Annotated in this window: 8 protein-coding genes; 3 read left to right on the forward strand and 5 right to left on the reverse strand. The window is 60.6% G+C overall.

Annotated features, from left to right (window positions below; all coding sequences use genetic code 11):
- Positions 1 to 158 precede the first annotated feature (158 nt).
- Positions 159 to 1,415: an MFS transporter gene (locus BMY54_RS08290; RefSeq protein WP_093430751.1), complete on the reverse strand. Its 1,257-nt coding sequence runs from the start codon at positions 1,413 to 1,415 to the stop codon at positions 159 to 161.
- A 265-nt stretch (positions 1,416 to 1,680) separates the two neighbouring features.
- Here BMY54_RS08290 and BMY54_RS08295 point away from each other — a divergent pair, with 265 nt between their 5' ends.
- The gene (locus BMY54_RS08295) at positions 1,681 to 3,228 is read left to right on the forward strand and encodes a sensor domain-containing diguanylate cyclase (protein ID WP_093430754.1); all 1,548 of its coding nucleotides are present in this window, start codon (positions 1,681 to 1,683) and stop codon (positions 3,226 to 3,228) included.
- On the opposite strand, the gene BMY54_RS08300 is transcribed toward BMY54_RS08295, so the two are convergent.
- The 4 genes from BMY54_RS08300 to BMY54_RS08315 form a co-directional block, all read right to left on the reverse strand.
- Entirely contained in the window at positions 3,190 to 5,652 is a 2,463-nt protein-coding gene (locus BMY54_RS08300) for a hybrid sensor histidine kinase/response regulator (RefSeq protein WP_093430757.1), read from the reverse strand. The two genes, BMY54_RS08295 and BMY54_RS08300, sit on opposite strands and share 39 nt — an antisense overlap.
- Positions 5,653 to 5,788: 136 nt before the next feature.
- Positions 5,789 to 7,327 (reverse strand): cryptochrome/photolyase family protein, encoded by a 1,539-nt coding sequence (locus BMY54_RS08305; RefSeq protein ID WP_093430763.1) that lies wholly within the window; start codon positions 7,325 to 7,327, stop codon positions 5,789 to 5,791.
- 288 nt (positions 7,328 to 7,615) lie between these two features.
- Positions 7,616 to 8,740 carry an alkene reductase gene (locus BMY54_RS08310; RefSeq protein WP_093430766.1) on the reverse strand — a complete coding sequence of 375 codons (1,125 nt, stop codon included), beginning with the start codon at positions 8,738 to 8,740 and terminating at the stop codon, positions 7,616 to 7,618.
- A gap of 103 nt (positions 8,741 to 8,843) precedes the next feature.
- Entirely contained in the window at positions 8,844 to 9,521 is a 678-nt protein-coding gene (locus BMY54_RS08315) for a type 1 glutamine amidotransferase domain-containing protein (RefSeq protein WP_093430769.1), read from the reverse strand.
- A 212-nt stretch (positions 9,522 to 9,733) separates the two neighbouring features.
- Between BMY54_RS08315 and BMY54_RS08320 the strand changes: the two genes are divergently transcribed.
- Both BMY54_RS08320 and BMY54_RS08325 read left to right on the forward strand, forming a co-directional pair.
- The gene (locus BMY54_RS08320; RefSeq protein ID WP_093430772.1) at positions 9,734 to 10,318 is read left to right on the forward strand and encodes a TetR/AcrR family transcriptional regulator; all 585 of its coding nucleotides are present in this window, start codon (positions 9,734 to 9,736) and stop codon (positions 10,316 to 10,318) included.
- A gap of 164 nt (positions 10,319 to 10,482) precedes the next feature.
- Positions 10,483 to 12,609 carry a TonB-dependent siderophore receptor gene (locus tag BMY54_RS08325; protein WP_093430775.1) on the forward strand — a complete coding sequence of 709 codons (2,127 nt, stop codon included), beginning with the start codon at positions 10,483 to 10,485 and terminating at the stop codon, positions 12,607 to 12,609.
- Positions 12,610 to 12,822 lie beyond the last annotated feature (213 nt).

A 12,822-nucleotide genomic window follows, 5' to 3' on the forward strand; every position in this document is an offset into this window, starting at 1 on the left:
TTTATTCGTCTGAGCCTGTGCACGAACATTCTCTCGATCAGCGCCTCAGCGCCGAAGTGCATTCCTCTGGATTGCTTGCCTGATCCACTGAATCCTGGATTTTTAATGCCGCGCAAACACGATTTGGCGGCGATGAGAGGGCAGGGACGGAATATGGATTACGCTGAGGATTCGGTGCTGGCCTCGACCAATCCGGTTTCAGCTTGCCGGCCACTGCGCTGAGTTTCCGGAACACCCATCGCGAGCAACACAACCGCCACCGCCGCAATAGCGGCCAGGGTCAGAAACGCCGCGCTGTAACCGGCCTCTTGCACCACGAGTCCGGCGAGGCCGTTGCTCAGTGCCGCGCCGAGTCCGAAGGCTGTCGTCAGCGCGCCGAGGCTGATGTTGAAGTGACCGGTGCCCTGGGTGAGGTCTTTGACCATGATCGGAAACAAGGCGCCGAACAGACCGGCGCCGACGCCGTCGAGCAGTTGCACCGCGACCAGCCAATAGGCATCGTCCGACAGCGTGTAGAGCACGCCGCGCAAGGGCAGGATCAGGAATCCGGCCAGCAGCAGCGGCTTGCGTCCCCACAGATCGGCTTTTGCCCCGACCAGCAATGCCGCCGGCACCATCACCAATTGCGCCGCGACGATGCAGGCCGAAGTCAACGGGGTGGCCATCTGCAAATTGGCTTGCGCGAGTTTTTGACTCACCAACGGCAACATCGCCGCATTGGCGAGGTGGAACAGCGCACAGCAAATGGCGAACAGCAACAGCGGCCGGTTGCTCAGCAGCACCGACAAACCGGAAGGCTGGCAGTGGCTGGCGTCGGCCGGATCCAGTCCGCGCGCCAGATCATGGTCGATGGCTGCTGGCGAAACGCAGGCGATGGCAATGACACTGGCCAGGGCCATGGCCGCCATCAGATAGAACACCGCTACCGGGCCGAACAGGTAGGCAAATATACCGGCCAGCAGTGCGGCGCAGGCATTGCCGGCATGATTGAAGGTTTCGTTGCGCCCGGTTCGCCGAGTGAACGCCCGTGGCCCGGTCATGCCCAGGGTAATCGCACAAATGGCCGGGGCGAATATCGAGGCGGCCATTGCGCTCAAGGTTTGCGTCAGCGCCACCCAAGTGAACGACGTCACGAATGGCAGCACCAGGCAGCTTCCGGTCACCACCAGCGCGGCGATCGCAATCAACGCACGTTTGCGCCGGCTGTTGTCGACCCAGGCGCCGGCGGGTGTCTGGGTGATCAGCGCAGCGACCCCGGCGATGGTCATCACCAGACCAATGCTGGCCGGCTCCCAGTGATGCACCGCCAACAGGTAAATGGCCAGATAGGGGCCGAGGCCGTCGCGCACGTCGGCGAGGAAAAAGTTCAGGCTGTCCAGGGACAGGTTGTTGCGGCGATCGAGGTCAGCGGCCACGGCGGTGTCTTCAATGTTCGAGGTTTGCGGATGGATTCAACCTCAGCAAGCCTAATGACCTGCGCCCGTGAATATAAGTTGCAGGCCGCTGCCGTGTCGTTGCGAAACAACGCCAAGGGGCTGAAAACGACGTTCCGTCATACGGTTGCTGCACGTTCGACGCGCTACTTGTATCCTTGCGCCGGTCGAGGACATACGACCGCTGTTATTGCCTTGAATCAGTAACGGCCGGAACCGGAAACCGGACTTTCCATTAGGTACTTTCGTGAAGCGTGATACACACCTCGTCATCCTCTTGCTGCTGGTCATCGGCTGCTCCCTGGCGTCGCTGACCATCTGGAAAGTGCTGTCTTCGCGCGATCGCGCGCTGGAGGAAGTCAACGTGCACGGGTTGAACCTGACCCAAGCACTCGAGACCTATTCCGAAGGCATTGTCCGGCAAAGTTCGCTGCTGTTGCTCGGGCTGGTCGAACGCCTGGAAACCGAAGGCAGTGGCCCCGCGCAGATTCAGCGCCTGAGTGCCCTGATCAACCGCCAGCAACCGCTGATGCCACAACTGAGCGGTATCACCATCTATGACCGCCATGGCCATTGGCTGATGTCGTCGAACCGGCCGATTCCGGTCGGTGCCAACAGCAGTGATCGAGCCTATTTCATTCATCATCGCGCCGATCCGAGCCGCGAACCCTTTATCGGGCCACCGATCCGCAGCCGTTCCAATCAGGAGTGGGTGATCACCGTCAGCCGCCGTTTCAATAATGATCGCGGCGAGTTCGCCGGGGTTGTGGCCGTGACCCTGGGCGTGGAAAACTTTCTGCGCCTGTTCGGCAAACTCGACATCGGCCAGGACGGCGCCATCGGCTTGTCCTATACCGACGGCACGTTGCTGGTGCGCTATCCCTTCCGCGAGCAGGACATGGGCCGCAACTTTTCCAAATCGCCGATCTACGCCAAGTACCTGGTCGATCAATCGGTCGGCACCGCGTCTTATACCTCCAGCCTGGATGGCGTCGAACGCCTCTACGCCTTCCGCAAAAGTGAGAAATTGCCACTGATCACCACGGTCGCCATCGGCAAGCGTGAAGCGCTCAAGGCGTGGCGAACCGAGGCACTGCTGTCGGCGGTGGTGGTGGCGGGGCTGTTGGGGCTCACCGGTCTGATCGGCTGGTTCTTGATCCTCGACATCCGCCGTCGGACCCAGGTTGAAGGCGAACTGCGCATCGCTCAGCAGCAGTTGCTCGGCTCCAATCGGCAACTCGAGTTGTTGGCCATGAAGGATGCGCTGACCGGGCTGGCGAATCGACGCTGCTTCGACCAGACCCTGGCCACAGAGGCGCGTCGGGCAAAGCGCGACGGTTCTTCACTGGCCTTGCTGATGATCGATATCGACTATTTCAAGCGCTTCAATGATGCCTTCGGGCATGTTGCCGGCGACGCTTGTCTGCAAACCGTCGGTAGCGTGCTGGATGAGTGTGTGCGGCGACCGTCGGACCTGGTGGCGCGCTACGGCGGCGAAGAGTTCGCCGTGATCATGCCCGACACCGATATGGGCGGCGCTGCGGTGGTGGCGCAGCTGATTATCGAGCGCCTGCAGCAAGCCAACATTGCCCACCCCACCAGTCCGGTGGCTCGTGTGAGCCTGAGCATCGGCATCGCCGCTGCGCGCGGTGCGCACCTGGAGCCGGTGAGCGCTCTGATCGAGTGCGCCGACCAAGCGCTGTATCAAGCGAAAACGGCAGGGCGCAACAGGTTCATGACATCCGCTGCGCAACCCTCACTCAACGTCGATGGACAGCAGGCCACCGACTCGTGACACCAGCGTGTCGACGGCAAACGGTTTGGTCAGTACCTGCATGCCCGGGCCGAGCTGACCGTTGCCGATCACTGAGTTTTCCGCGTACCCGGTGATGAACAAAGTCTTCAGCCTCGGCCTGATTTCCCGGCCCGCATCGGCCATCTGCCGGCCGTTCATGCCGCCCGGCAAGCCGACATCGGTGATGAGCAAATCGATGTGCGCGCTGGAACGCAATACTTCCAGTCCCTCAACGCTGTCGGCCGCTTCGAGCAGGTTGTAGCCGAGGTCGTTCAGCACGTCTTTGAGCAGCGTTCGAACGGTGGGTTCGTCGTCGACAATCAGGATGGTCTCACCGGCCTTTGCCGGCAGGGTTGCCGAGTTTTGCGTGTCATCGTGATTGCGCTGCGTTTCGCCGCGGTAGCGCGGCAGGTAAATGCAGATGATGGTGCCTTGCCCCACAGTCGACTGCACCCGCACCTGGCCGCCGGATTGCTTGGTGAAACCGTAGATCATCGACAGCCCCAGCCCGGTGCCCTGGCCCAGCGGTTTGGTGGTGAAAAACGGGTCGAACGCCTTGGCCATGACCTCCGCACTCATACCGGTACCGGTGTCGGCAACCGACAGGCACAGGTATTGCCCTTCGGGCATCTCCCTGATGCGCGCCGATTCAGCATCGAAGGTTCGATTGGCGGTTTCAACGGTAATGCTGCCGCCATCGGGCATCGCATCACGGGCGTTGATGCACAGGTTGAGCAAAGCGTTTTCCAGTTGGCTGGCATCGACCAGCGCCGGCCACAGATCGGCGGCAACGACCGTCTTCAGGCGAATGCTCGGGCCGACGGTGCGCTGGATCAGTTCGGTCATGCCGGCAATCAGCGCGTTGACTTCAGTCGGCCGAGGATCGAGGGTCTGCCGGCGGGAGAACGCCAGCAGGCGATGGGTCAGGGCGGTCGCGCGTTTGGCGGCGTCCTGGGCGATCAGCATGTATTTGTCGATGTCCTTCAGACGACCTTGGGCGATGCGTTTTTCCATCAGCTCCAGAGAGGCACAGATCCCCGCCAGCAGGTTGTTGAAGTCATGGGCCAGACCGCCGGTGAGTTGCCCGACGGCTTCCATTTTCTGCGATTGGCGCAGCTTCTCTTCGGCCTGCATCAGCTCTGCGGTGCGCGCCGAGACCCGTTGTTCCAGTGTGTCGTTGAGCGCTTTTAAAGCGGCGGTGACCCGGTCACGTTCGTCTTCGACATTGCGCCGATCTTCGACATCGATCAGCACGCCGGGAAAGCGTAAAGGCGTGCCGTCCTCGGCGCATTCGACGCGTCCGTTGGCTTCGATCCAGGTGTATTTGCCATCCGCACCGCGCACTCGGTACTGGTGCGAATAGGCGCCACCGCGGGCAAGGGCGTCATTGATTGCCACTGTCAGCCCCTCGCGGTCATCGGGGTGCACGGTGACTACCACTTGCTCCAGACTCAGACCGTCGCGGCCCAGTGCCGGGTCAAGGTTGAAGACCCGGGCGAAAGCTTCGTCGACGTAGAAACGATCGGTGGGCAAGTGCCAGTGCCAAGTGCCGATAATGGCGCCGGCGGCCAAGGCCAGTTGGACCCGTTCGACATTTTCCCGAGCGATCGCCTCGCTGACGCGCAAGCGTTCCTGCGCGTCGCGGCGCTCGGTGACGTCGCTGAAGAAGATCGCAATCTGCCGATCGGCCGGGTCACCGACACGGACGGCGCGCACGTCGAACCAGCGTTCGAAGGTGTTGGCGTAGTTCTCGAAGTTTGCCGGCTCGCCGGTCTTGGCGACGTGGCCGTAGGTCTCGAACCAGAATTTCTCCAGGTTGGGCGCAAACTCGGTGACCCACTTGCCCCGCAGGTTGACCCCGGCCTGACGCTCGAACGCCGGGTTGGCCTCAACGAAGCAATAATCGATGGGGTAGTCGTCGGCGTCGAATTTGACTTTGACGATGGCGAACGCGGCTTCGATGGTTTCCAGAATGGTGCTGAAGCGCTCTTCACTTTTGCGCAGTGCGGTTTCGGCACTGCGCGAACGGGTCAGGTCGAGCATGGCCCCGATCATGCGTTCGGCTTTGCCATCGGCATTGCGGATCAAATGCCCGCGGTCGAGCACCTCGGCGTAGGATCCGTCCTGACAGCGGAAGCGGTACTCGGCACTCCAGGTGGTGCCTGTGCCCGCCATCGCCGCCCGAATCGAAGTCTCGACCCGCGCGCGATCCTGCTGGTGGATCTGCGCAAAGCGCCAGTCACACGTCGGTTCGATGGCGCTGGGGGCATAGCCGTACGCCTGTTCCAACGCGTCGTTCCAGACAATCTGATGGGTTGTCAGATCCCAGTCCCAGACGGCGTCGCAGGTCGCTTTGACGGCCAGGCGCAGGCGCGTGACCTCGGACTCAAGCTCCTCGCGAGTAAGCTGTTTCAGGATATCCACCCCTCATGCCTTGATTATTGGTCTGCGTTCAATAGGCGTGTTTCAAGCGAACAGCCAGGTTGCTTCGTAAGCTTTGTGAGCCATTGACCCGGGGCGCCCTGTTTAAGTTGCACGCGGGGCACGGGTGCGTGCGTTTTCATAACGAGTCGCCGTTATCCAGCGTGTCGAGCAACTGTTGGCCGCGTTGCCACAGTGCCTGTTGTTTGGCTGGCGGCATGCGGTCGAGGTTTTTGTACATTATGGCCATGCGCTGATTGCCCCGTAGAAGGTCGGCGTGGCGCATCAGGAAATGCCAGTACAGGGCGTTGAACGGGCAGGCGTTGTCGGCCGTGGTTTCGCGCACCGAGTAAGCACAATTGCGACAGTAGTCGGACATCCGGTTGATGTACTGGCCGCTGGCGCAATAAGGCTTGGAACCGAGGTAACCGCCATCGGCGTGCATGACCATGCCGAGGGTGTTGGGCAGTTCGACCCAATCGAACGCATCCATGTAAATCGCCAGATACCATTCGCAAATCTGCTTCGGCGCGATGCCGGCGAGCAGGGCGAAATTACCGGTGACCATCAGGCGCTGGATGTGATGGGCGTAGGCGTGTTTGAGGCTTTGGCCGATGGCCTGGCGCATGCAATTCATTTTGGTAGCACCGGTCCAGTAGAACTCCGGCAATGGCCGCTGGTTGGCGAATGCATTGCCCCCGGCGTACTCGGGCATGTGCAGCCAGTAAACGCCACGGACATATTCGCGCCAGCCGATCAGTTGGCGGATGAAACCTTCGGCAGCATTCAGCGCGATGCTGCCGGACCAATAGGCCGACTCCACATCAGCGCAGAGCTGGCGCAGGTCGAGCAAGCCAATGTTCAGCGCCGCGCTGATGCGCGCATGGAACAGAAACGGCTCGCCGCTGGCCATGGCGTCCTGATAGTCGCCGAAGCCGGCCAAGGCGTAGTCGAGAAAGTACGCCCAGAGCGCCTGCGCATCGGCGTGCGTCACCGGATAGTTGAAGTCCTCCAGACTGCCGTAATGACTGGCGAAACGGTGTTTTACCAAGGCGAGGACTTCGACGGTGATTGCATCGTTGGCAAAACCGGCCGGGTAGGGTGCCTTGACGGTTTTCGGCAAAGCTTTGCGATTCTCGGCGTCAAAGTTCCACGCGCCGCCGACCGGCGTGCCGTCACCGTTGAGCAACAGGCGACTTTTGCGGCGCATCTCGCGGTAGAAGAATTCCATGCGCAACTGTTTTTTGCCTGCGGCCCAAGCGCGAAACTCATCGCGGCTGCACAGGAAGCGGCCGTCCGCGTGCCAGTGGATCGGCACACCACATGCTTTGAGCGATTGCTCCAGGCGCCAGTCTCCGCACTCCGTCACGTGCAACTCGTTGGCCTGCAACAAAGCCTGCCAGCGCTTCAGCTCGCCGGGCACCGAGCCGCTGTTCTGCGGGTCGTCGAGGGCCACGTAATGCACGTGGATGCCCTGGTTCTCCAGCGCCTGGGCAAAGTGACGCATGGCACTGAAAATCAGCGCGATCTTCTGCGGGTGATGGGCGACATGGGTGGCTTCTTCCATGACCTCGACCATCAGCACACGGTCGTGTTCGCTATCCAGTCCGGCCAATGACGCCAGATCAAACGATAACTGGTCACCCAGCACCAGGCACAACCGACGGGTTTTGTTCATTTCACGAATTCAGCGTAAGGGCAGCAGACTGCCGCGTGGACGTTTAAGTGCTAAATCCAGATAGTTGTACAGATTGTAGTTTGTGTATAGGTTTTTGTGCGATGAATTGCGTGATATTCAGATCCCCCCTGTGGGAGCGAGCCTGCTCGCGAAGGCGGCGTCACATTCAACATTTTGGCTGACTGACGTGCCGCTTTCGCGAGCAGGCTCGCTCCCACAAGGACTTGCACTGCGACTCGGATCAACGTTCCCGCTGTTGCGGGAGCGCTAGACGCCGCGTGGAAAGGGTTAGCCGGGATAAACGGGGTAATCCACATAGCCCTCGGCGTTGCCGCCATACACCGTCGCCGGGTTCAGTGCATTCAACGGCCAGTCATTGGCAATGCGCGCCGGCAGGTCGGGGTTGGCCATGAACGGGCGGCCGAAAGCGACCAGATCCGCCAGCCCGGAGTCGAGCAGTTGCGCCCCGGATTCGGCGGTGTAGCGCCCGGCGTAAATGATCGCGCCGCTGAAGGTTGCGCGCACGGCCTGACGAAACGTCAATGGCATCGCCGGGGCGTTGTCCCAATCGGCTTCGGCGATCGACAGATAGGCGATGCCCACGTCCTGCAGCACTTTGATCGCTTCGATGTAAGTCGTGTGTGGGTCTTCCTCGACCATGCCCAAATAGGTCCGCGCTTCATCAGTGGTGGTGAACAGCGGGGCGAAGCGCACGCCGACTTTTTCCTTGCCGATGCATTCGGCAACACCGGCCACCACTTCGCGCAGAAAACGCAGGCGATTGTCCAGCGAGCCGCCGTACTGATCGGTGCGCAGGTTGCTGTGGGCCGAGATGAACTGGTTGACCAGATAGCCGTTGGCGCAATGCAGTTCGATGCCGTCGAAACCGGCATCCATCGCGTTGCGCGCAGCCTGGATATACAGCTGCACCAGTTCCTGAACTTCATCAGTGCTCAGTGCGCGAGGTGCTGACGGTGGAACCAGTTCACCGGCGCCGGGCGCGGTTTCGATAAACACGCTGACGCGGTCGGTGGCCACGGCGGAGGCTGAAACCGGAGCTGCGCCGTTGGGCTGCAACGCGGTGTGCGAGACACGGCCAACGTGCCACAACTGGGCGAAAATCACCCCGTCCACGGCATGCACGGCGTCGGTGACTTTGCGCCAACCGGCGATTTGCTCAGGCGTATGAATACCCGGCGTCCACGCATAACCCTGGCCACGAGGTTCGATTTGTGTGCCTTCGGTGACCAGCAGACCGGCGCCGGCGCGCTGTTGGTAATACTCGGCCATCAGCTCGTTGGCGATATTGCCCGGTTGCGTGCTGCGCTGGCGGGTGAGGGGCGGCAGGACGATACGGTTTTTCAGGGTGTGATGACCCAGTTTGGCGGGGGTGAAGAAACTGCTGTGGTTCATGGAAGACCTTGTTTGTGGCTTATTAGACCAGTCGTCTATTGGTCGGGCGAAAAAATAACGCCGGGCAAGACGCACCCGGCGTTTGGAAGGGTTGTTCGAGGTTTTAGCCGAGCATCTTCAGCAGTTTCTCGGCGACGGCGGCGGAACTGGCCGGATTCTGGCCAGTGACCAGTTGCCCGTCGGCGACCACATGAACCTGCCAGTCAGCGACTTTCGAGTAATAACCACCGAGACGCTGGAATTCGTCCTCGATCAGGAACGGCACCACTTTTGTCAGGCCGACTGCTTCTTCTTCGGCGTTGGTGAAACCGGTGACCTGGCGATGCTGCACCAGCGGTTTGCCGTCAGCGGCAAGGACATGACGCAATACACCCGGTGCATGGCAGACGAAACCGTGGGGTTTGTTGGCGCGGTCAAACGCTTCGATCAACGCGATCGACTGCTTGTCTTCGGCCAGATCCCACAGCGGGCCATGGCCACCCGGGTAAAACACGGCATCAAAGTCATCAGCGTTGACGTCGGCCAAGCGGCCGGTGTTGGCCAGTGCCTGTTGTGCGGCCGGATCCTGGCGGAAGCGATCGGTCTCGGCGGTTTGAGCATCAGGCTCATCGCTTTTCGGGTCGAGCGGCGGCTGGCCACCGGCTGGCGAAACCAGGGTGACGTCGGCGCCGGCGTCCTTGAACGCGTAGTAGGGCGCGGCGAACTCTTCCAGCCAGAAGCCGGTTTTCTTGCCGGTGTCGCCGAGTTGATCGTGGGAAGTCAGAACCATCAAGATTTTCATAGAGCACCTTGCGTAGGTTGGGCGTCTTCGATTGGGCGAAACATTCGCGCATCGGCCACACCGGTCAGAAAACGTTTGTCGGGGCGCAGCATAGATTCCAATTAGACCAGTCGTCTAGTAATTTTTTATCCGAAGGTTTTTCATCGACAGGTATGGCAAACTTCCGTTCCTCCGAAAATACGACTGGTCTATTGCCTGGTAATTCGCGCCCCATGAAACCGACCTACGACGACACCCGCCAACACTTGCTCGACACCGGCCACCGGATGATGGCCGAAAAGGGCTTCACCAGTGTCGGCCTCAACGAGATCCTGCAAACCGCCGGTGTGCCCAAGGGTTCGTTCTATCACTACTTCAAATCCAAAGAACTGTACGGCCAGGCATTGCTGGCGGATTACTTCGTCGATTACCTCGCTGACATGGAACGGCGCCTGACGCTGCCAGGCCTGAGCGCGTACGAGCGGCTGATGGATTACTGGCAGGGCTGGCAGAACCGCTGCACCCTCGAAGGCCACGGCGATGAATGTCTGGTGGTAAAGCTCAGTGCCGAAGTCGCCGACCTGTCGGAGTCGATGCGCCTCACCTTGCGCGATGGCGCCGAGCAAGTGGTGGCGCGCATTGCGCTATGCATCGAACAGGGTCAGGCCGAAGACAGCCTGCCCAAAGGCGATGCCCGGCATCTGGCGGAAACCTTGTATCAGCTGTGGTTGGGCGCGAGTTTGCTGAACAAGTTGCAGCGTACCGGGCAGTCGCTGGAGACCTCGATGGCGATGACGAAACAACTATTACACGTTTGACCAAGGTTTTTGTGCGACGCAATGGGTGACCTACCTGTCGGCACTCGATCGGTTAAATATACGAATGGGAATAAGTTTCAATAACGGAACGCTTGGTATACCATCGCCGCGTTTTGCTGGCGGTTTTACCCTTCGTTCTGGCCTATTCGTAAGGTTTTCATTTCATGCGTCGTACTCTGCTTTCAATTTGCGTGCTGCAGGCGTTGTCCCCTTCCTCATGGGCCGAACAGGCCGAATCAACACCCGCAGCGCTAGAGCTGGAGGCGACCGACGTGGTCGGTACAGCGGATTACGAACGGGCCGACGGCCCGGTGCAGGGTTACCGCGCCACACGTTCCGCCAGTGCTACCCGTACCGACACCTCTATTCATGAAACCCCGCAATCGATCAGCGTGGTCACCAAGGATGCTGTCGAAGACCTAGGCGCCACGCGTCTGCAAGATGCGCTGGACTATGCCGGTGGTGTGGGCCGGGCGAACAATTTCGGCGGGCAGGGGCTGACGACGTTCACTGTGCGTGGCTTCACCACGGGCGAGTTCTATCGCAACGGTTTCCCGATCAATCGCGGCTACCCGAACATGCCCGACGCCAACACCATCGAGCGTCTGGAAGTGCTGCGCGGGCCGGCAACGATGCTCTATGGCCGTGGCGATCCCGGCGGCACCTTCAATGTCGTGTCCAAACAGCCGTTGGCCGAGCGCACGGTCACGTTGGGCAGTCAGTTGAATGATCAAGGCATGAAGCGCGGCACCCTGGACGCGTCCGGCCCGCTGGATGAAGACGGGCGTCTGGCCTATCGACTGAACGTGGTAGGTGAGGGCGGCGATACCTTCCGCGATCACGTCGAGACCGAGCGCTACGGCGTGACCCCGGTGCTGACCTGGCAGGCCAGCGATGCCACCCGGGTGATCTTCGAAGGCGATTTCATGCGCAACAATCATCCGCTGGATCGCGGCGTGACGCGTTACCCCAAGCAGATTGGCACCGCCTCGCGCGATACATTCTTCGGCGAGAAAGACGCCGGCAAATTGCACAACGACAACAACATGGCGCAACTGCGCTTCGAACATCTGCTCAATGATGACTGGACGCTGGGCGGTGGTTTCCAGTGGCTCGACGGTTCGCTGCAGGGCAATGCAATCGAGGCCAACGGCATTGCCGCTGACGGTCGAACCCTGGGGCGCAACTTCAACTACCGCAAACTGGAGTGGACCGACAAGGACACGCAGCTCAATCTGACCGGGCATTTCAGCACTGGTGGTTTGCAGCACACCTTGTTGACCGGCATTGAGTATGAAGATTATGACTACAAGTCGATCATTCAGCGCTCCAGCGGCGCGGTCGGCGCCTACCCGATCGACATCTTCGATCCGGTCTACGGCCAGCCGCGTCCGGCACTGACGCGCACGCCGACCCATGACAAGGAAAATCTCAAGACTTACGCCGCGTTTGTGCAGGATCAGGTCGCGTTGATCGAGCGTCTGAAGGTCTTGGCCGGCGCACGTTTCGAGCGTTTCGAGCACGACTATGAAACCTATGTGCCGGGCGGCAAAAACTGGCAGGCCAGTGACAACGCGGTGACTCCACGCCTCGGCGTGACCTACGACCTGACCGAGACCCTGGCGATCTATGCCGACACGGCGCGCTCGTTCAAGCCCAACACCGGCGCGAGCCGCACGGGCGGAGGCTTCGCACCGGAGAAAGGCAAGTCTTACGAAATGGGCATCAAGTGGGAAGCGCTGGACCATCAGTTGAGCGTAGATGCGGCGATCTATCAGATCGAAAAGCGCAACGTGCTGACCACCGACCCGGTGGACTCGACCTTCAGCGTCGCCGCCGGGGAAGTGCGCAGCCGTGGTTTTGACCTGAACGTCGCCGGCAACCTGACACCCGAATGGCGGGTGATCGGCGGCTACGCCTACGTCGATGCCGAGGTGACCAAGGACAATGTGATCCGCTCTGGCACGCGCCTGATGAACATTCCGCAGAATAGCTTCAGTCTGCTCAACGTCTACGAGTTTCAGGACGGTGCGCTAAAAGGCCTGGGCCTGGGCACCGGACTCAAGTACGTCGACCAGCGTGCCGGGCAAACCGCCAATACCGCGTTCTCGATGGACAGTTACACCGTTGTCGACCTGCTCGGCTTCTACAAGGTCAACGAGAAAGTGCGGCTCAACCTTGACCTGAAAAACCTGTTTGACCGCGATTATGAAGAGGGCGCGTTCGGTAACGTCTACGCCTATCCAGGTGCACCAAGAACCGTGCAGGTGGGGATTTCCTACACCTTGTAAGCCGAGCTCGACGCTGCAACCACAGCCCCTCACCCCAGCCCTCTCCCGGAGGGAGAGGGAGCCGACCGAGGTGTCTTGCGTTATGCATCGACCTGAAAGGTCGCGTCGATTACGCGGGCATCGGCAATGCTTGGCGGTATTGGATTCACCGGCGCTATTGCACGTCGGCGCTCATCGCCAATCTCCCCCAATCGGTCCCCTCTCCTGAGGGAG

It is taken from the genome of Pseudomonas sp. ok266 (assembly GCF_900110195.1).
Classification (GTDB): Bacteria; Pseudomonadota; Gammaproteobacteria; order Pseudomonadales; family Pseudomonadaceae; genus Aquipseudomonas; species Aquipseudomonas neuropathica.

Coding starts and splice junctions, on each gene's coding strand:
- BMY54_RS08325 (WP_093430775.1), top strand. CDS start 10,483: ATGCGTCGTACTCTGCTTTCAATTTGCGTGCTGCAGGCGTTGTCCCCT.
- BMY54_RS08320 (WP_093430772.1), top strand. CDS start 9,734: ATGAAACCGACCTACGACGACACCCGCCAACACTTGCTCGACACCGGC.
- BMY54_RS08315 (WP_093430769.1), bottom strand. CDS start 9,521: ATGAAAATCTTGATGGTTCTGACTTCCCACGATCAACTCGGCGACACC.
- BMY54_RS08310 (WP_093430766.1), bottom strand. CDS start 8,740: ATGAACCACAGCAGTTTCTTCACCCCCGCCAAACTGGGTCATCACACC.
- BMY54_RS08305 (WP_093430763.1), bottom strand. CDS start 7,327: ATGAACAAAACCCGTCGGTTGTGCCTGGTGCTGGGTGACCAGTTATCG.